Source organism: Haloactinopolyspora alba, assembly GCF_003014555.1.
Classification (GTDB): domain Bacteria; phylum Actinomycetota; class Actinomycetes; order Jiangellales; family Jiangellaceae; genus Haloactinopolyspora; species Haloactinopolyspora alba.
Genome location: NZ_PYGE01000008.1, coordinates 194,134 through 212,596, shown reverse-complemented (window position 1 = coordinate 212,596; position 18,463 = coordinate 194,134). Strand labels below are relative to the sequence as shown.

Below are 18,463 nucleotides of genomic sequence, written 5' to 3'. Positions count from 1 at the left end.
ATGGATCACGCTCGCTTCCTGAACGTGGCGGACGCCCACAGGTAGCCGCCGAGAGCGATCCCGACGCACCAGCTGATGGCGGTGATCGCGTCGCCGGAGGACGGTGCGCCGGCCAGCAGCCCGCGCAGGGTCTCGATGATCGGCGTGAACGGCTGGTACTCCGCGAACTGCCGCAGCCCCGGCCCCATCATCTCCGCCGGGACGATCGCGCTGCTGAAGAACGGCAGCATGACCAGCGGCACGGCGGCGATCCCCGCCGTTTCGGGAGACTTCGCCGCCATGCCCAGCGCGACGGTGAACCAGCCGGCCGCGAAACCGAGCAGCACGACCATGCCGAGCACGCCGAGCCAGTCGAGCGGACCCGCCGACGGGTCGAATCCGATCAGGAAGGCCGCTGCGACGAGCGCCGCGATGGCGAGCAGGTTGGTCAGCACACTGGCGACGACGTGACCGTTCAACACTGCGCCGCGGGAGACGTCCATGACCTTGAACCGGTTGATGATGCCCTTGGTCATGTCCGAGTTCACCACGGTCGCCAGGCCTCCCAGCCCGTAACAGACCGCCAGCAGCATCAGGCCCGGCGTCGCGTAGTCGACGTAGTCGACGCCGACGTCGAAGGCGTCTCCGAACATGTACACGAACATCAGCAGGATGATGACCGGCATCAGGACCGCGTTGAACACCGAGGTCGGGTTCCGGGTGACGTGTTTGATGTTGCGCCGCAACATCACCATCGAATGGGACTTGCTGTTCGTCGTGGCGCTCATGTCGCCGCCTCCGTTTCCGGCTCCGTGGTGTGGCCCGTCAGGGCGAGGAAGACGTCGTCGAGGTCGGGGGTGTGCACGGTGAACTCCTCGGCGCTGAGCGAGTGCTCGTCGAGCCGGTCCAGCAGCGCCCGCAGCGATTTCGTCCCGCCGTCGCCGGGAATCCGCAGCGCCAGCGCCTCGTCGTCGCGCGTGGAGTCGGGGAAGAGCGGCGCAGCCGCGTCGAGTTCGGCGACGGTGGTGAACCGGAGCCGGACGTGCGTCCCGGGGATCTGACGTTTGAGCTCGTCGGCGGTGCCCTGGGCGACCAGGCGGCCCTGGTCGAGCACCGCGATCCGGTCGGCGAGCTGGTCGGCTTCGTCCAGGTACTGGGTGGTCAGGAAAATCGTCACGCCGTCGGCCACCAGCTCACGGACGATCTCCCACATCGTGCGGCGGCTGCGCGGGTCCAGCCCGGTGGTCGGCTCGTCCAGGAAGATGATCCGCGGGTTGCCGACCAGCGTCATCGCCAGGTCGAGCTTGCGGCGCATACCCCCGGAGTAGGTCGATGCGGGCTTCTTCGCCGACTCCACCAGGTCGAAGCGCTCCAGCAGCTCGGTGACGACCCGGTTGCCGTCGCCGGGCGTCGTCCGGCTCAGGTCCACCATCAGCTGCAGGTTCTCCCGGCCCGTCAGCAGCTCGTCGACCGCCGCGAACTGACCGGTGACCCCGATCGCCGCGCGCACCGCCTTGGCCTCGGTGGCGATGTCGTGCCCGGCGACACGTACCGTCCCGCCGTCAGCTTGCATCAGGGTGGTCAGCACGTTGACCGCCGTGGTCTTGCCCGCCCCGTTGGGGCCGAGCAGGGAGAAGACCGTGCCAGCGCGGACGTCCAGATCGATGCCGTCGAGGACGATTGTGTCCCCGAATGCCTTCCGCAGCCCCGAGGCTGCGATCGCTGTGTTCGTCATGTCGCCACCATCGCCACCCCGGCTGACACCGAGCTGACGCGTGGCTGACACGGACGGTGACACGGACGGTGAGAAGGCTCCCTGGCACTCACCTTGACCGAGTGCTAAGAGGCGACTAGGTTGAGGTTTGGCACTTTCACCATGAGAGTGCCAACGGCCGATGTCGCCGGCACCCGCGACGGCGGCGGCAAGCGGCCCGTCCATCTTCAAGCATGCGCGACATCCCGCGAAAGGGGAGGTCAGACAAGTGTCGGTCTCCATCAAGCCACTCGAGGACCGCATCGTGGTCAAGCCGCTCGACGTGGAACAGACTACGGCATCCGGGCTCGTGATCCCGGACACAGCCAAGGAGAAGCCCCAGGAGGGCGAGGTCGTCGCCGTCGGCGAGGGCCGCTGGGACGACGAGGGTGAGAAGCGCATCCCTGTCGACGTGAACGTCGGCGACGTCGTTCTGCACTCGAAGTACGGCGGCACCGAGGTGAAGTACGGCGGCGACGAGTTGCTCATCCTCTCGGCCCGTGACGTGCTCGCCGTCGTCCAGAAGTGACGCACTGAGCACCGAGTCATGTGAGTGACGGCGCCCCGGTCGTGGCCGGCTCGCGATGAGCCCGCTGACGCATCCGGGGCGCTCTCTCGTTCGAAGGGACCGCTAACCCCATGCCCAAGATCCTCGAGTTCGACGAGGATGCGCGGCGGCGGCTCGAAGCCGGCGTCGACGCACTCGCGAACACCGTCAAGGTGACGCTCGGCCCGCGCGGTCGCAACGTCGTCCTGGACAAGAAGTACGGCTCGCCCACCATCACGAACGACGGCGTGACCATCGCGCGTGAGGTGGAGCTGGAGGACCCCTACGAGGACCTCGGCGCGCAGCTCGCCAAAGAGGTCGCCACCAAGACCAACGACATCGCCGGTGACGGCACGACCACCGCGACCGTGCTGGCACAGGCGATGGTGCACCGTGGTCTGAAGTCCGTCGCCGCGGGCGCCGCCCCGCTCGGCATCAAGCGCGGCATCGATGCGGCGGTCGAGGCCGTGACCGCCAGGCTGCTCGAGTCGGCCCGTCCGGTCGACGAGAAGTCCGAGATCGCCTCCGTGGCGGCCAACTCGGCGCAGGACGAGCACATCGGCAAGCTGATCGCCGAGGCGTTCGACAAGGTCGGCAAGGACGGTGTCATCACCGTCGACGAGTCGCAGACCTTCGGGACCGAGCTCGAGTTCACCGAGGGGATGCAGTTCGACAAGGGCTACCTCAGCCCGCACTTCGTCACCGACGCCGAGCGGCAGGAAGCGGTGATCGAGGACGCGTACATCCTCATCACCCAGGGCAAGATCTCCGCGATGAACGAGCTTCTCCCGCTGCTGGAGAAGATCGTCCAGGAGAGCAAGCCGCTGCTGATCATCGCCGAGGACGTCGAGGGTGAGGCGCTGTCCACCCTGGTCGTCAACAAGATCCGCGGCACGCTCACCACGGTGGCCGTGAAGGCTCCCGGGTTCGGCGACCGGCGCAAGGCGATCCTGCAGGACCTCGCCGTGCTGACCGGTGGCCAGGTCGTCGCCGAGGAGGTCGGGCTGAAGCTCGACCAGGTCGGCCTCGAGGTGCTCGGCAAGGCGCGCCGCATCGTCGTCACCAAGGACGAGACCACGGTCGTCGACGGCGCCGGCGCACAGGCCGACGTCGACGCCCGGGTCGCGCAGATCCGTGCCGAGATCGAGAACAGCGACTCCGACTGGGACCGCGAGAAGCTGCAGGAGCGGCTGGCGAAGCTGGCCGGCGGCGTCGGCGTCATCAGTGTCGGTGCGGCCACCGAGGTGGAGCTCAAGGAGCGCAAGCACCGCATCGAGGACGCCGTCTCGGCGACCCGCGCCTCCATCGAGGAGGGCATCGTCGCCGGTGGCGGCTCTGCTCTCGTGCACGCGCGCAGCGCGCTCGACGGCGGCCTCGGCCTGACCGGCGACGAGGCCACCGGCGTGGACATCGTTCGCGACGCGCTGGTCGAGCCGCTGCGGTGGATCGCCGAGAACGCGGGCGAGAACGGCTACGTGGTCGTCTCGAAGGTGGCCGAAGGGCCGCTGGGACACGGCTACAACGCCGCCACCGGCGAGTACACCGACCTGCTGCCGCAGGGCGTGCTCGACCCGGTGAAGGTGACCCGGTCGGCGGTGGCCAACGCCGCGTCGATCGCGAGCCTGCTGCTCACCACCGAGGTGCTGGTCGTGGACCAGCCCGAGGAGGAGGAAGAGAGCGGGCACAGCCACTGACCCGTCTCGAGTCCTCTCGTGGCCACGGCCCGGACACCGACCAGCGGTGTCCGGGCCGTCGCTCGTTCCGGGTCGACGCGCGGTTGCGCAGGCCGGGTGAGATGATCCGGCGATGGCACGCCGGTGGCTGTGGTCGGTCCTGTTCGTCTGCGTTCTCGCGCTGCCCGGCTGCGGCGACGACGCCGAGGTGCAGCAGGAGCTGGCCGACCGCGCCGCCGAGATCGGCGTCTCCGCGGAGCTGATCCGGGTCGTGGATCTCCCGGACCACCAGCCCGCATGGCAGTCCGTCAGCGCCCCGGCCGGCGCGGTCGACGCCGAGACACTGCGGCAGGCCGTCGAAGGGGCGCACGCCCCCGACGCGGGCGAGCTGGAGGAGCTGTTCCCCGCGGAGCACAGGCCGCCGGAGCGTACCCCCGTCGAACGCGGTGATCTGCCGCCGCACGGTGACGGCGCACCGCAGAACCCCGACGGCACCGGTCAGGAAGGCTGAGCGTCAGCGCCGGCGACCGGTGGCGCCCGAGCCCTCCACCCAGCGATGGCCGTCGCTGTCACGCTGCAGCACGAACGCTGAGCCGGTGAGAGCGTCACGAGCAGATGGCGGCCGGTTGCACGTCAAGAGTCTGGGAACGATCTTGACACATGTGGGATATCTGATGTGGGATGTGTTCGACTCCAAGGAGGGATCACCGTGGGCAGACTCACTCGTCCCCGCACCGTCGCCGGCGTCGTCACCGCGCTGGCCACCGCACTCGCGCTACCGGGAGCCGCCACCGGTGCCGAGCCGGCGCCGGCGGACCAGCAACGCGGCGTCCAGCAGACCGCCGTTTTCGAATCCGGGACGCACGGCTACGACACGTTCCGCATCCCCGCCATCACCCGGGCCGAGGACGGCACGCTGCTGGCCTTCGCCGAGGGCCGAGTCGGCGGTGGCGGCGACACCGGCGATATCGACCTCGTCCTGCGCCGCTCGTCGGACAACGGCAGGACCTGGGGCCCGCTCCAGGTCGTCGGAGACAACGGTGCGAACGTTTTCGGCAACCCGACGCCGATCGTCGACCCCGCCTCCGGCGACATCGTCCTGCTGACCACGCACAACGCCGGGACCGCCAGCGAGGCGGAGATCATGCGCGGCGAGGTCACCGACGAGGAGAGCCGCCGCGTCTTCGTCCAGCGCAGCACCGACGAGGGCGAGACCTGGTCCGAGCCCACCGACATCACCGCGGACGCCAAGCTGCCGCAGTGGCGCTGGTACGCCACCGGCCCGGTGCACGGCATCGCACTGGAACACGGGCCGCACGCGGGTCGTCTGGTCGCACCCGCCAACCACTCGACGAGCCCGCCGCCCGGGTCGGGCGACACCGGGCGGGAGTCCAAGTACTACGGTGCGCACTCCCTGTACAGCGACGACGGCGGGCGCACCTGGCAGATCGGCGGGATCGACACGCCGCGGAACGGGGTGCTCAACCCGAACGAGAGCACGGTCCTCGAGCTTTCGGACGGAACGCTGTACTTCAACACCCGTGACCAGAACGGCACCAGCAGCGGCACCCGCGCCGCGACCACCAGCAGCGACGGCGGCGAGTCCTTCGACGCGCCCTACGAGATGGTCGACGGGCTGAGCGCTCCGGTCGTGCAGGGCTCGGTGCTGAAGCTGTCGCCCCGGGCCGACCGGCACGAGCGCATCGTCTTCTCCGCGCCGGCCGATCCGGGCGCGCGCCGCGAGCTGACGCTGCGCACGAGCTTCGACCAGGCGCAGAGCTGGGAGAGCAGCCTGGTGCTGCACGAGGGCCCGGCCGCCTACTCCGACCTGGTCGAGACGTCGAGCCACGCCCTCGGCGTCCTCTACGAGAACGGGGACGACAGCGCCTACGAGCGGATCACCTTCGCCTCGGTGCGGATCCCGATGCTCGACCGTCCCGACCAGGGCGAGCCGCCCGCCGTCATCACGCCGGACGTGTCCGGCTCCGGGCGCCACGGCGTCGTCGGCGGTGCCGCCGAGGTCACGTCCGGAGCGAGCGGCTCCGCGCTGACGCTCGCCGAAGGTGCGTACGTCGAGGTGCCCGCGTCCGACGGCCTGGGCGTCGGCGACGGGCCGTTCACCGCCGCCGCCTGGTTCCGCACCGAGTCCGGAGCCGCGCAGTCCGTGCTGTGGGCGTACGGCGTCGGCGGCGGAGTGCCGCAGTGGTGGATCCGCGCGGAGCCGGGCAGTGACCGCATCCGCGCGCTGATCGAGACCGACGCCGGCGTGACGTCCGTGGCCGCTCCCGGCGCGTACGCCGACGGCGAGTGGCACCACGTGGCGCTCACCCGCGGCGCGGACGGGGTGACGTTGTACGTCGACGGCGAGGCTGCCGCGACGGCGGGCCCGCTCGGCGGAGCCGTCTCGTCGGAGACCAGTACCGGTCTGCACGTGGGACGGCGCCCGGACGGGGCGAACGCGCTCACCGGCGCCGTCGACGACGTGTGGTACCTCGGCCGGGCCCTGTCGCCGGCGGAGGTCGCGGCCCTGGCCGCCGACGACGCCGCGCCGTCCGGCCGGGCGCTCGTGCACCTGCCGCTGGACGAGCTGCGTCGAGACGTGCCGGCAGGGCCCCGCGAACAGAGCTGACGACCCGGCCGGGAATGCCCGGCTCCCCTTGAAGGGTTGCATCCTCCGTGCTTGCCTCGGGCGGCACGGAGGATGCACGCGTCGAAGGGGAGCCGATGGCGAACGGCGGAGCACGGGTCGGATATGCGGCGATGCTGGAGCGCTTCCACCCGTCGGATGTCGTGGCGCTGGCCGCCGAGGCGGAACAGGCCGGGTTCGACGGCGTCATGGCCGACGACCATTTCCAGCCGTGGACGGCGCACCAGGGCCAGGCCGGGTTCGTGTGGAACGTGATGACCGCGATGGCCGAGCGGACCCGCGGCGTCGTGGGCGTCGGGGCCACCTGCCCGTCGTTCCGCTGGCATCCCGCCGTGGTCGCGCAGGCGGCGGCGACGCTGGAGTCGATGTACCCGGGCCGGCACTGGCTCGGCGTCGGCTCCGGCGAGGCTATCAGCGAACACGTCGTCGGCGGCTACTGGCCGGAGGCGCCGGAACGGATCGCGCGCATGTTCGAGGCGGTCGAGATCATCCAGAAGCTGTTCACCGGCCGCGACGTGCGCCACGACGGGCGCTTCTTCACCCTCGAGCGCAGCCGGCTGTGGACCATGCCGGAAGCCCCGCCGCCGATCTACGTCGCGACCTCCGGCCCGGTCACCGCGCGGCGGGCCGGGGCGAGCGCCGACGGCATCATCACCGTCGCGACGACGCCCGAGAAGGTGGCGACGCTGTTCGCGCGGTTCGACGACGGCGCCCGCTCGGCCGGCAAGGACCCGGACACCCTGACGAAGGTCGTGCAGGTGCACCTCGCCTGGGCGCCCGACGACGCCGAGGCGGCCGAGCAGGCGGTGCGCGAGTGGCCCAACGGCGCGATGCGGTTCTCGAAAGCCGACATCCGCTCGCCGCACGACTTCGAGCAGATGGCCCGGATGGTGCGCCCGGAGGACTTCGACGGCCGGCTGCTGGTGTCGTCGGACCCGGACGCGCACCGGCGCGAGATCCAGAGCTATCTCGACGTCGGCGCGACCCACGTGTACGTGCACAACGTCAACGCCGACCAGCGCACCTGGCTGAAGGTGTTCGGTCGCGAGGTGCTGCCCGCGCTGACCCCGTAGGGCGCCGGCTCTCTCCCATGATCATCGGCACTTTCCTGGCCATGCGGCCGGAAAGTGCCGATGATCATGGGGACTCGGGCAGCGGCGAGAACGTCAGCACCGGGCGACCGGTCCGCGGGTGCGGCTGGACGTCGCAGTCGACGCCGAACACCGCCCGGACGACCTCCGGCACCAGGACCTCCTCGGTGGGCCCCGCCGCGGCGACCCGTCCGCCGTCCAGCACCACCAGCCGGTCGCAGTACGCCGCCGCGAGGTTCAGGTCGTGCAGCGCGGCCAGCGTGGTCACCCGCAGGTTCCGTACCACGTTCAGCAGTGTCAGCTGGTATCGGATGTCCAGGTGGTTGGTCGGCTCGTCGAGCAGCAGCAACCGTGGCTGCTGCGTCAGCGCCCGCGCCAGGTGGACCCGCTGGCGCTCGCCACCGGACAGGGTGTGCCAGTCGCGGCCGGCCAGCTCGGCCATCCCGACCGTGCCCAGCGCGTCGAGCGCGCGGTCCTCGTCGTCGGGGGCGGGTCGGTGCGGCGTGCGTCCCAGCAGGACGACGTCGAGCACCGTCATCGGCACGTCGGTCGTCGACTCCTGCTCGACCACCGCAACCCGCCGGGCACGGTCCTTACGGCGCATGGACAGCAGGTCGTCCTGGCCAAGGGTGACGGCGCCGCCGTCCGGACGGGTCGTCCCGGCGACCGCCCGCAGCAGGCTGCTCTTGCCCGAGCCGTTCGGGCCGAGCAACCCGGTCACCGTTCCGGGCGGCACGCGGACGTCCACGCCGTCGACGATCACCGTGCTGTCGACGGCCCACGAGATGCCGGCGGCGCGCAGCTCCTCGGCGGTCGCGCCGTCCGGGGCCCGGACGTCGTCACGCTCGGCGACGATCGTGTGCTCGGCGGTCATCGGCCCACCTTTCTGCGGCGGAGGAGGAACGCGAACGCCGGCGCGCCGAGGAAGGCGGTGACCACCCCGACGGGCAGCTCGCGCGGATCGAACAGGGTGCGGGCCAGCGTGTCGGCCCAGATCATGAACGTGGCGCCGACCAGCGTGGCCAGCGGCAGCACCCTGCGGTGCCCGGAGCCCGCCACGAGCCGGACGGCGTGCGGCACCATCAGCCCCACGAACCCGATCGCGCCACTGACCGCCACCGCGGCGCCGGTGAGCAGCGCGACCAGTGTCAGCAGCGCCCAGCGGGTGCGGTTGACGTCGATGCCCAGGGTCGCCGCCGTGCCGTCGCCGAACGCGAACGCGTCCAGGGTGCGTGCGCGCGACAGCAGCACCGAACCGACGACGACCACGGCGACGGTCACGATCGCGACGTCTCCCCATTGCGCGCCGCCGAGCGAGCCCAGCAGCCAGCTCAGGATCTCGCGGTACGAGTCGCCGGTCGCCGACCAGAAGATCACGAACGAGGTCGCGGCCGAGCACAGGTACGACACCGCCAGCCCGGCGAGCACGGTGCGCGTGGGCGCGAGCTCGCCGCGGCGGTTGGCCAGCGCCAGCGTGACCATCAGGGCCAGGAGCGCGCCGGAGAACGCGGCGACCGGAAGCGCCAGCTGCCCTACGCCGAGCACCAGGACCAGCACGGCGCCCACCGACGCGCCCGACGACAGCCCCAGCAGGTACGGGTCGGCCAGCGGGTTACGGGTCAGCGTCTGCATCACGGCGCCGCAGACCGCCAGCGCCGCCCCGACCGCGGCCGCGGCCAGCACCCGGGGCAGCCGCAGCTCCCACACGATGCCGTCGCGCAGTGTCGACAACGGCGAGGGTCCGAAGCCCAGCCGGTCGAGGCCGAGGTGCGTGCCGATGGAGCGCCAGACGTCCCAGGCGCCGATGTCCGCGGAGCCGAACGTCACGGTGACCGTCACCGACGCGAGCAGCAGGGCGGCCATCGTGACGACCCAGACCGAGCCGCGGGCCCGCGGGCGCCTCGTCACCGGCGGCCGGCCGTCAGCGCTGGTGGCTCCGGCGGGTGCGCGAGTGGTGTCCGCGCCGGCCTGCTGGACGGTCGTGCGCTCGCTCATCCGGTGCTCTCGGCGCCGAGGTCGAGCCGGCGGAGCTGTTCGGCGAGATCGACGACCGCGGGCGCGTTGCGGACCCCGGCCTCCGCGGCGGGGAAAGGCAGCCTGATGTATCGCTGTTCGGTCACCGCCGGCAGCGCCGACGTGGCCGGGTTGCTCTCGAGCTGGTCGATCTTGTGCTCGGCCGTGTTCCACGCCGCGTCCACCAGCACGATGACATCCGGGTTGCGGTCGACGACGTCCTCCCAGCCGACAGTGGACCAGGTGTCGTCGATGTCGCCGAAGACGTTCCGCAGCCCGAGCGCGTCCATCATCATCGCCGGCGCGCCGATGCCCGCGCCCACGTACGGCGCGTCCGAGCCGGAGCTGTACCACATCGCCGTCAGGCCGTCCCCGGGTGCGTCGACGCTGTCGAGCATGCTGCGCTGTTCGGCGACGAGCTCGTCGGCGCGGCCGGTGACGCCGAAGATCCGCGCGATCTCGTGCATCTGGTCGAACAGCTTCTCGAACGTCATCGGGTCCGGCTGGTACTGCGGATCCTTGCAGGCGGCAGGGGAGACGTAGGTGTCGATGCCGAAGTCCGCCAGCGCGTCGCGCTCGCCGGCGGTGTCGACGGCGAAGTTGCTCTCCCAGCCGCCGTAGACGAAGTCCGGCTCGACGTCGAGCAGTGCCTCCTGGCCGGGCACCTTGTCGGACAGCACCGGGACACCGTCCAGCTGGTCGGCGTAACGCTCCGGAACCGGCCCGTCGGAGAACGCCGTGCCGACCAGGCGATCACCGAGCCCGAGGGCGAGCATCATCTCGGTCGACGTCGACTTGATGGTCACGACCCGTTCCGGCGGGCTGTCCACGGTGACCTCGAAGCCGCAGTTGTCGACGGTGACCGGCTCGGCGCCCGCAGCGCTGCCGGCGGACCCGGACGACCCGGCGGGCGCGGTCTCGTCGGCTCCGGCGCAGCCGGCGAACAGGGCGGATGCGGCGGTGCCGGCGGCGATCGTCACGGTCAGACGCCGGCGGCGCGCGGCCGGGGTCCGGGCAGGTGTGTGCGGACGCGTGCTGCGGTGGGCCACGGGTTCTCCATCGATGGTGCCACCGGCGCCGTGACCACACGGGCACGGATCCGCCGGTGAACGGGACCGGTCGTCGGAGACGGTCAGTCGACCGTCGCACCCGCTACCCACTGATCGGGCAGACGCATCAGGGACACAAGTGGTGGCCCGGGGCTGTCGTCATGATAGGCGCGAATCGTGCGGGCGGGCCAGTCGCGCGCGTGGGCGATCGCCGCTCGCGAACGTGCCGTCGACGCTGCCCGGTGGGTTACGGTGAGGACCGTGCCGCCACGTCAACCCGCGCTCGTCCCGCGGATGAGCCCGTTCACGTCGACGATCTTCGCCGAGATCACCGCGCTGGCCACCAGCACCGGGGCGATCAACCTGGGCCAGGGGTTCCCGGACACCGACGGCCCTCAATCGCTGCTGGACGACGCCTGTGCGGCCATCCAGGGTGGGGCGAACCAGTACCCGCCCGGTCCGGGCGTGCCGCAGCTGCGTGAGGCCGTCGCCGAGCACCAGAAGCGTTTCTACGGGCTCGACGTCGACCCGGAGCGGGAGGTCCTGGTCACCGCGGGCGCCACCGAGGCGATCGCGGCCACCGTGCTCGCGCTGTGCGAGGCGGGCGACGAGGTCGTGACGTTCGACCCGGTGTACGACTCGTACGCGGCGTCGATCGCGCTGGCCGGTGCGGTACGGCGCACCGTCGCGCTGCGCTGGCCGGACTTCGCTCTGGATCCCGACGCGCTGCGGGCGGCGTTCAGCGAGCGCACCCGGGTGGTGCTGGTGAACACGCCGCACAATCCGGCGGGCAAGGTGTTCACGCGGGCGGAGCTCGAGCTGATCGGTTCGCTCGCCCGCGAGCACGGCGCGATCGTGGTGACCGACGAGGTGTACGAGCACCAGGTCTTCGACGACGCGGAGCACGTGCCGATGGCCGCCCTGCCGGGCATGGCCGAGCAGACCGTGACCATCTCGTCGGCCGGCAAGACGTTCTCGGTCACCGGCTGGAAGGTCGGCTGGCTGCACGGTCCGGCCGAGCTGGTCTCCGCCGCGCGGGCGGTGAAGCAGTTCCTGACGTTCGTCAACGCCGGGCCGATGCAGCCGGCCGTGGCCTCGGCGCTGTCGCTCGGCGACGACTTCTACACCGGTCTCGCCTCCGACCTGCGGCGCAAGCGTGACCTGCTGTGCGCGGGGCTGCGTGCCGCCGGGTTCGAGGTGTCGGTGCCGCAGGGCACGTACTTCGTGATCGCCGATCCGACGCCGCTCGGTCACGACGACGGTGTGCAGCTGTGCCGCCGGCTGCCGGAGCTGGCCGGCGTGGTGGCGGTTCCGGTCTCGGTGTTCTACGACGACCCGGAGGCAGCCCGGCCGCTGGTGCGCTTCGCCTTCTGCAAGCGCGACGACGTGCTGCACGACGCCGTCGAGCGGCTCGGGCGGCTACGACCGGCCTGAGCGGCCCGCACACGTCGGGCATCCGGACGGTGGTCGGCCGGCACCGAAGGCCGGTGCATCAGTGCTCACTCGGTGAGCGTGAACTCCAGTGCCCTGCGTGCCGTGCCGGCCGGCGCTCCCTCGGCGACGTGCAGCAGTGCGGCTCGCCACGCCGCGGCCAGGATGACCGCCGCCGCATCGAGATCGTCGGGTAGCAGCGAGCGCAGCAGCCGCCCGACCGGATCCGGCCGGTCGGACGGTGCCGGCTCGCCCAGCAGCCTGCAGGCGTCGAACCGGACCGCGGCGTCGAAAGCGACCAGAATCGCTACCGCGACCGCGGGACGACCGGTGCCGCCGGCAGCGGCGGCCGCGCCCTCCATCCGGTCGGTGATCCGCTTCTCCAGGTCGTCGCGGACCACGGTGTAGAGCCCCAGTTTCGAGCCGAAGTGGTGGTAGAGCGAGCCGGTCGTGACGCCGGCCTTGGCGGCGAGGTCGGTGACGCCCGCGTCCTCGAAGCCCGACTGCTCGAAGTGGTGCAGCGCGGCCTCGATGAGCCGCGCCTTGACCGAGCCCGGTACCGGCACCCACTCCTGCATGGCTTCGAGTATAACGCATTGACGGGATTCCGTAATCGCATTACGGTCGGTGCCATGAGACTTGCGTTCTTCTACCAGTCGGTCCAGGACCTGCCCGCCGCCCTGGCGTTCTACCGGGACGATCTCGGCCTCGACGAGGCCTGGCGCGAGGGGGAGTCCACCGTCGCGTTCGAACTTCCGGGCTCGTCCGTGCAGCTCATGGTCGACCAGCGGCCGAGCGACGACGAGCGGTGGGAGTCGGGTGCGGTCTTCGAGGTCGACGACGTAGAGGCCTTCGTCAAGGAGCGCCATGGCTTCCGGTGGCTCGGCGAAACTCTGGAGATCCCGGGCGGGCGGCTGGCAGCGTTCGCCGACCCGTCCGGCAATGTCATCCAGGTCCTGGACCAGAGCGCCGAAGGTTCCGATCAGAGCTGAGCGGTGCCGCCCCGGCGGCCCTGGCCGATCCTGCCCCACGGCTTGTAGACGGCGAGCACGAAGGCGACCAGCAGCGCGGTCGTGGAGACGACCGGCGGGAAGATCAGATCACCGACCGAGAGCGTCGTGACCTCCCCCGACTCGAACAGGCGGGCACGCTCGGCGGCCTCGGACACACCCGGCCGCAACGCGACCAGGACCAGTGTGGCGAGCAGCACGTTCAGCACCAGCTTGACGGCGACCCACCAGTACCGCACCAGGCCGTACTTGCTGCCGAGCCCGAGAACGACCCCGCTGACGAGGCAGACGACCCCGGCGGTGAACAACGACCAGACCGCGAACATCTCCAGCGCCCGGTAGGTCAGCGCCAGCGTCGTGTCGTCGCCGCTGAGCAGTGCGGTGAAGACGAGCACCGCCATGACGACGTCGATGCCGAGCCAGGCGCCGGCCGAGACGACGTGAACCAGCAGCACGCTCTGGCGTGTCCGGCCGCGCAACCGTCGTGGCCGCGACGTTTCGGCGATGACCTGTGCCATGACCCCACTCCTCATCGGTGACCGTGTGTGTCGTCGGGACACGATCACCCGGCGGGTGCGTCACCGTCGTCGGCAGCCGGACGTATCCCGCGTCTACGCAGACCTGCGCAGGCCCGTGCAGGCAGCCGGACAAGCCCGCGCTGACCGGCCGCGGACGCGACGAGGGGCCGGCACCTGCCGGTGCCGGCCCCTCATCGGTGGCGGGCATTCGCCCGCGAGTGGCTCAGAGGACGCGCACGCCCGTCGCCTGCGGCCCCTTGGGGCTCTGCGACAGCTCGAACTCGACCTGCTGGTCCTCCTCGAGAGTACGGAAGCCCGTACCGTCGATCTCGGAGTAGTGCACGAAGACGTCCGGTCCGTCGGTGCGGGAGATAAAGCCGAAGCCCTTCTCCGCGTTGAACCACTTGACTGTTCCCTGAGTCATTTCTGCTCCTCACAGGGCTGGATGTCGGAGCATGCACTGTGCGATGCCCCGGGCCGGTCCAGACGCGGCTACTCCAGATACCTGAGAGCGAGCGGCGCGCCCGCAACGTCGTTCATTGCGAGCATGCTGAAAACACGAACACAAAAACTACGACCGCCCCGTACAACCCGGGGGTCGACGGATCTATTCCCGGCTCCCGGCGACGATCCGACGCGGGATCTCCGCGGCCGGGGCCGTCACCACACGCCCGTGTACGTCAGCGCGAAGGTGATGCACGGCGCGAGGAACGCGACCGCGAGCACCACGACGTTGCGGAACGACGGCTCGGTGGTGACCAGGCGCCGATAGGCGGCGACCAGCAACGGCACCATGACCACCTCGAGCGCGAGCATGCGCCGCGGGATCACGGTGCCGGTGGCGGCCAGCACGACGGCCAGGACCGCCGCGGCCGTCCACGCCGTGAACCCCAGCATGCGCACGCGCGCGAGGCCCAGCCGGACGGCCACCGTCGTGTAACCGCCGGCCCGGTCGGCGTCGAGATCGGCGACGGTCGTGGGGACGTACAGCGCGACCGCCACGAGCGTGCCCAGCACCGCCATCACCCAGGGGAACGCGCCGACCGGGCGCACCGTGACCCAGCCGGCCAGCAGGCCGAACGCGCCGAGCGCGATCGCGTTCACGGCGATGTCGGCGCCGGGGCGGACCTTGAGCCGAAGCGGCGGAGCGCTGTACGCCCAGCCGACGAGCAACGCCGTGACCGTCCCCAGTGCGAAGGCGAGGCCGACGTTCCAGGCCACCGCCACGGCCAGGGCGGCGGCGACGCCGGCGACACGCTGGGCCGCCGACGGTGTCATCCGCCCGCTGGCCAGCGGCGTCCCGGCCTTGCGGGGGTTGAGCCGGTCGCCGGCGACGTCGTGCGCGTCGTTGACGGCCAGCACCGCCCACCACATCAGCGGCCCGATCACCAGTCCTCCGGCGGCCACCTCCGGCAGCGCGGACACCGGTGGCAGCAGCCGGCGCGTCGCCAGCACGACGCCGACGTAGTAGGGGACGAGCGACACCGGCCAGAACCACGGCCGTCCCAGCGCGACCACGTCGCGGACGAAGCGGGCCGGCGCCGGCCGGGAGACGGTGCTCGTCATGGAACGATCCTCGCGGCGGCGCCCCGGTGCCGGCCTCCCTCTCGAGAGGGAGCGGGATGCTCCCGCCGGGGGAGCCACGGCCGGGAAGCCACGGCCGGGAAGCCACGGCCGGGAAGCCATTGCCGGGGCGCCACGGCCGGCGAAGCCCGGCCGCGTGCCGTGGAATGTGGGCATGCGGTGGAAGCGTTGCGCTGGCAGGCCATACGATTGGCCCACCGCCACCGACGACCACTCAGGATCGTGTCATGGACCCCATGCAGTCCGGCATGCCCGAGACGCTCGCGCCTCTCGGGCTCACCTTCGACGACGTGCTGCTTCTGCCCGCCGAGTCCGACGTCATTCCCAGCGAGGCCGACACCACGTCCAAGGTGTCGCGCAACGTCACCGTCAGCGTGCCGCTGCTGTCCAGCGCCATGGACACCGTCACCGAGTCGCGCATGGCCATCGCCATGGCGAGGCAGGGCGGGCTCGGGGTGCTGCACCGCAGCGTCTCCATCGACGAGCAGGCCCGGCAGGTCGACCTGGTCAAACGGTCCGAGTCCGGCATGGTCACCGATCCGGTCACCATCGGCCCCGACGCCACGCTGGCCGAGATGGACGCGATGTGCGGGCACTACCGCATCTCCGGGCTTCCGGTGGTCGACGACGCCGGCGTCCTCATGGGCATCGTCACCAACCGCGACATCCGCTTCGTCCCCGCCACCGAGTACGACCACCGGCTCGTCCGCTCCGTCATGACGCCGATGCCGCTGGTCACCGCGCCCGTCGGTATCAAGCCCGACGACGCGTTCGCGCTGCTGGGCGAGCACAAGATCGAGAAGCTGCCGCTGGTCGACGGCGACGGCCGGCTCAAGGGGCTCATCACCGTCAAGGACTTCGTCAAGTCCGAGGAGTACCCGAACGCCACCAAGGACGCCGAGGGACGCCTGCTGTCGGCGGCGGCGGTCGGGTTCTTCGGCGACGCGTGGGAACGGGCCATGACGCTCATCGACGCCGGCGCCGACGTCCTCGTCGTCGACACCGCGCACGGGCACACCAGCGCCCTGCTCGACATGGTCGGCAAGCTCAAGGCCGAGCCGAAGGCCGCGGGCGTCGACGTCATCGGCGGCAACGTCGCCACCCGGGCGGGCGCGCAGGCGCTGGTCGACGCCGGGGTCGACGGCATCAAGGTCGGCATCGGCCCGGGCTCCATCTGCACCACCCGCGTGGTCGCCGGTGTGGGCGTGCCGCAGGTCACGGCGATCAACGAGGCGGCCCAGGCGGCGCGGCCGGCCGGTGTCCCGGTCATCGGTGACGGCGGGCTGCAGTACTCCGGCGACATCGCCAAGGCCATCGTCGCCGGCGCCGACACCGTCATGCTCGGCTCGCTGTTGGCGGGCGTGGCGGAGAGTCCCGGCGAGCTCATCTTCATCAACGGCAAGCAGTTCAAGTCCTACCGCGGCATGGGCTCGCTCGGCGCGCTGCGCAAGCGCGGGGCGTCGGACACCGGGTCGCGCGACCGCTACTTCCAGGCCGACGTCGTCGCCGACGACGAGCTGGTGCCCGAGGGCATCGAGGGCCAGGTGCCGTTCCGCGGACCGTTGGGCAGCGTGACCCAGCAGCTCATCGGCGGGCTGCGGCAGTCGATGTTCTACACCGGCGCGAGCGGCATCACCGAGCTGCAGCAGCGGGGCCGGTTCGTGCGCATCACGTCCGCAGGGCTGAAGGAGTCGCACCCGCACGACATCCAGATGACGGTCGAGGCGCCCAACTACTCCGGCCGCCGCTGAACCGTCCTCTGATGATCAGGTGACGAACGCGCTGCTTCTCCGCGCGATGTTGCACCTGATCGTTTTCTGTCCGGGTCGTGGACATGATCAGGTGACGTGCGGGACCGACACGCTGCGGTGATGTGCTGCTGGCGACACCTGATCGCCGTCGCAGCGATGATCAGGTGAAACAGCGACGATCAGGTGACGGATGACGGGAGCGGGCTCGGGCGACCGTCCGGTCACGGATGCCCGGGGCCTCCGATAGCCTGGTCCGCGTGGCGGAGATCGAGATAGGCCGCGGAAAGCGCGGTCGCGAGGCGTATTCGTTCGACGACGTGGCCATCGTGCCGTCGCGGCGCACCCGCGACCCCGAGGAGGTGTCGACGCACTGGCAGATCGACGCCTACCGGTTCGAGACACCGATCGTCGCGGCACCGATGGACTCGGTGATGTCCCCGGCGACGGCCATCGCGCTCGGCAAGGCCGGTGGCCTCGGCGTTCTCGACCTCGAGGGGCTCTGGACCCGTTACGAGGATCCCGAGCCGCTGCTCGAGGAGATCGCCGGACTGGAAGAGGGCAAGGCGCTCAACCGGCTGCAGGAGATCTACGCGGCGCCGGTCCGTGAAGAGCTGATCGCCCAGCGGCTCGGCGAGATCCGCGCCGCCGGTGTCACCGTCGCCGGCTCGCTGTCGCCGCCGCGGGTCAAGCGCTACTACCAGGCGGTCGTCGAGTCCGGCGCCGACATCGTCGTCATCCGGGGGACCACAGTGTCCGCGGAGCACGTGTCCGGCCGCGCGGAGCCGCTGAACCTCAAGCAGTTCATCTACGAGCTGGACGTCCCGGTCATCGTCGGCGGCTGCGCCACGTACCAGGCGGCGCTGCACCTGATGCGCACCGGCGCGGCCGGCGTGCTCGTCGGGTTCGGCGGCGGCTCGTCGCACACGACGCGCTCGGTTCTCGGCGTGACGGTGCCGATGGCCACGGCCGTCGCCGACGTCGCCGCGGCGCGGCGCGACTACCTCGACGAGTCCGGCGGCCGGTACGTGCACGTCATCGCCGACGGGTCCATCGGGCGCTCCGGCGACATCGCCAAGGCGATCGCCTGCGGGTCCGACGCGGTGATGGTGGGCTCGCCGCTGGCCAGGGCGGTCGAGGCGCCGGGCCGCGGCTGGCACTGGGGCTCGGAGTCCCACCACGCCGAGCTGCCGCGCGGCGAACGGATGGAGGTCGGGACCATCGCCTCGCTCGCGCAGATCGTCGACGGCCCGTCGTTCCTGCCGGACGGTTCGATGAACCTGGTCGGCGCGCTGCGCCGGGCCATGGCCACGACCGGCTACACCGAGGTCAAGGAGTTCCAGCGGGTCGAGGTCACCCTCCTGCGCTGACCGCCGGGAACGACCACGTTCACCATGGAATTCCCTGCGTCACCACCCGT

The 18,463-nt window shown here is 71.2% G+C and carries 18 protein-coding genes; 9 read left to right on the top strand and 9 right to left on the bottom strand.

Going from position 1 to position 18,463, the window contains the following annotated elements:
- Positions 1–5: 5 nt before the first annotated feature.
- Together CLV30_RS13175 and CLV30_RS13170 are read right to left on the bottom strand one after the other, a co-directional pair.
- A complete protein-coding gene (locus CLV30_RS13175) occupies positions 6–767 on the bottom strand; it encodes an ABC transporter permease (protein WP_106537663.1) in 762 nt (253 codons plus the stop codon).
- Entirely contained in the window at positions 764–1,714 is a 951-nt protein-coding gene (locus CLV30_RS13170) for an ATP-binding cassette domain-containing protein (RefSeq protein ID WP_106537662.1), read from the bottom strand. Before CLV30_RS13170 ends, CLV30_RS13175 begins: the two co-directional genes overlap by 4 nt.
- A gap of 247 nt (positions 1,715–1,961) precedes the next feature.
- On the opposite strand from CLV30_RS13170, the gene groES reads away from it, so the two are divergent.
- The 5 genes from groES (at position 1,962) to CLV30_RS13145 (ending at position 7,672) form a co-directional block, all read left to right on the top strand.
- The gene (groES, locus tag CLV30_RS13165) at positions 1,962–2,261 is read left to right on the top strand and encodes a co-chaperone GroES (protein ID WP_240723242.1); all 300 of its coding nucleotides are present in this window, start codon (positions 1,962–1,964) and stop codon (positions 2,259–2,261) included.
- Between the two features lie 110 nt (positions 2,262–2,371).
- On the top strand, positions 2,372–3,973 hold the full coding sequence (groL, locus tag CLV30_RS13160; RefSeq protein WP_106537660.1) for a chaperonin GroEL: 1,602 nt from the start codon (positions 2,372–2,374) through the stop codon (positions 3,971–3,973).
- A 112-nt stretch (positions 3,974–4,085) separates the two neighbouring features.
- Positions 4,086–4,463: a hypothetical protein gene (locus CLV30_RS13155; protein ID WP_106537659.1), complete on the top strand. Its 378-nt coding sequence runs from the start codon at positions 4,086–4,088 to the stop codon at positions 4,461–4,463.
- Positions 4,464–4,661: 198 nt separating this feature from the next.
- Positions 4,662–6,581 (top strand): sialidase family protein, encoded by a 1,920-nt coding sequence (locus tag CLV30_RS13150; RefSeq protein WP_129710944.1) that lies wholly within the window; start codon positions 4,662–4,664, stop codon positions 6,579–6,581.
- 95 nt (positions 6,582–6,676) lie between these two features.
- Positions 6,677–7,672 (top strand): TIGR03557 family F420-dependent LLM class oxidoreductase, encoded by a 996-nt coding sequence (locus tag CLV30_RS13145; RefSeq protein WP_106537657.1) that lies wholly within the window; start codon positions 6,677–6,679, stop codon positions 7,670–7,672.
- A 64-nt stretch (positions 7,673–7,736) separates the two neighbouring features.
- Here CLV30_RS13145 and CLV30_RS13140 read toward each other — a convergent pair whose 3' ends face one another.
- Genes CLV30_RS13140 through CLV30_RS13130 form a run of 3 tightly spaced genes read right to left on the bottom strand, consistent with a single transcriptional unit; the run spans position 7,737 to position 10,752 of the window.
- Positions 7,737–8,564: an ABC transporter ATP-binding protein gene (locus tag CLV30_RS13140; protein ID WP_106537656.1), complete on the bottom strand. Its 828-nt coding sequence runs from the start codon at positions 8,562–8,564 to the stop codon at positions 7,737–7,739.
- Positions 8,561–9,685, bottom strand: a complete 1,125-nt coding sequence (locus CLV30_RS13135; protein WP_205740695.1) for a putative F420-0 ABC transporter permease subunit — start codon at positions 9,683–9,685, stop codon at positions 8,561–8,563. Before CLV30_RS13135 ends, CLV30_RS13140 begins: the two co-directional genes overlap by 4 nt.
- Positions 9,682–10,752 carry a putative F420-0 ABC transporter substrate-binding protein gene (locus CLV30_RS13130; RefSeq protein ID WP_205740694.1) on the bottom strand — a complete coding sequence of 357 codons (1,071 nt, stop codon included), beginning with the start codon at positions 10,750–10,752 and terminating at the stop codon, positions 9,682–9,684. The genes CLV30_RS13135 and CLV30_RS13130 overlap by 4 nt, the downstream gene beginning before the upstream one ends.
- 261 nt (positions 10,753–11,013) lie before the next feature.
- Here CLV30_RS13130 and CLV30_RS13125 point away from each other — a divergent pair, with 261 nt between their 5' ends.
- Positions 11,014–12,186, top strand: a complete 1,173-nt coding sequence (locus tag CLV30_RS13125; RefSeq protein ID WP_240723241.1) for a pyridoxal phosphate-dependent aminotransferase — start codon at positions 11,014–11,016, stop codon at positions 12,184–12,186.
- 65 nt (positions 12,187–12,251) lie between these two features.
- On the opposite strand, the gene CLV30_RS13120 is transcribed toward CLV30_RS13125, so the two are convergent.
- A complete protein-coding gene (locus CLV30_RS13120) occupies positions 12,252–12,761 on the bottom strand; it encodes a TetR/AcrR family transcriptional regulator (RefSeq protein ID WP_106537654.1) in 510 nt (169 codons plus the stop codon).
- Between the two features lie 54 nt (positions 12,762–12,815).
- Between CLV30_RS13120 and CLV30_RS13115 the strand changes: the two genes are divergently transcribed.
- Positions 12,816–13,175: a VOC family protein gene (locus tag CLV30_RS13115; RefSeq protein ID WP_106537653.1), complete on the top strand. Its 360-nt coding sequence runs from the start codon at positions 12,816–12,818 to the stop codon at positions 13,173–13,175.
- On the opposite strand, the gene CLV30_RS13110 is transcribed toward CLV30_RS13115, so the two are convergent.
- The 3 genes from CLV30_RS13110 to CLV30_RS13100 all read right to left on the bottom strand — a co-directional run bounded on the left by CLV30_RS13110 (position 13,166) and on the right by CLV30_RS13100 (position 15,277).
- Positions 13,166–13,711 (bottom strand): DUF2269 family protein, encoded by a 546-nt coding sequence (locus tag CLV30_RS13110; protein WP_106537652.1) that lies wholly within the window; start codon positions 13,709–13,711, stop codon positions 13,166–13,168. The genes CLV30_RS13115 and CLV30_RS13110 overlap by 10 nt on opposite strands.
- A gap of 223 nt (positions 13,712–13,934) precedes the next feature.
- Positions 13,935–14,135, bottom strand: a complete 201-nt coding sequence (locus CLV30_RS13105) for a cold-shock protein (RefSeq protein WP_106537651.1) — start codon at positions 14,133–14,135, stop codon at positions 13,935–13,937.
- Between the two features lie 236 nt (positions 14,136–14,371).
- Positions 14,372–15,277, bottom strand: a complete 906-nt coding sequence (locus tag CLV30_RS13100; protein WP_106537650.1) for a UbiA prenyltransferase family protein — start codon at positions 15,275–15,277, stop codon at positions 14,372–14,374.
- Between the two features lie 245 nt (positions 15,278–15,522).
- Here CLV30_RS13100 and guaB point away from each other — a divergent pair, with 245 nt between their 5' ends.
- Both guaB and CLV30_RS13090 read left to right on the top strand, forming a co-directional pair.
- Positions 15,523–17,046, top strand: a complete 1,524-nt coding sequence (gene guaB / locus CLV30_RS13095) for an IMP dehydrogenase (RefSeq protein ID WP_106537649.1) — start codon at positions 15,523–15,525, stop codon at positions 17,044–17,046.
- A gap of 257 nt (positions 17,047–17,303) precedes the next feature.
- A complete protein-coding gene (locus CLV30_RS13090; protein ID WP_205740693.1) occupies positions 17,304–18,413 on the top strand; it encodes a GuaB3 family IMP dehydrogenase-related protein in 1,110 nt (369 codons plus the stop codon).
- The last annotated feature ends 50 nt before the right edge of the window (positions 18,414–18,463 follow it).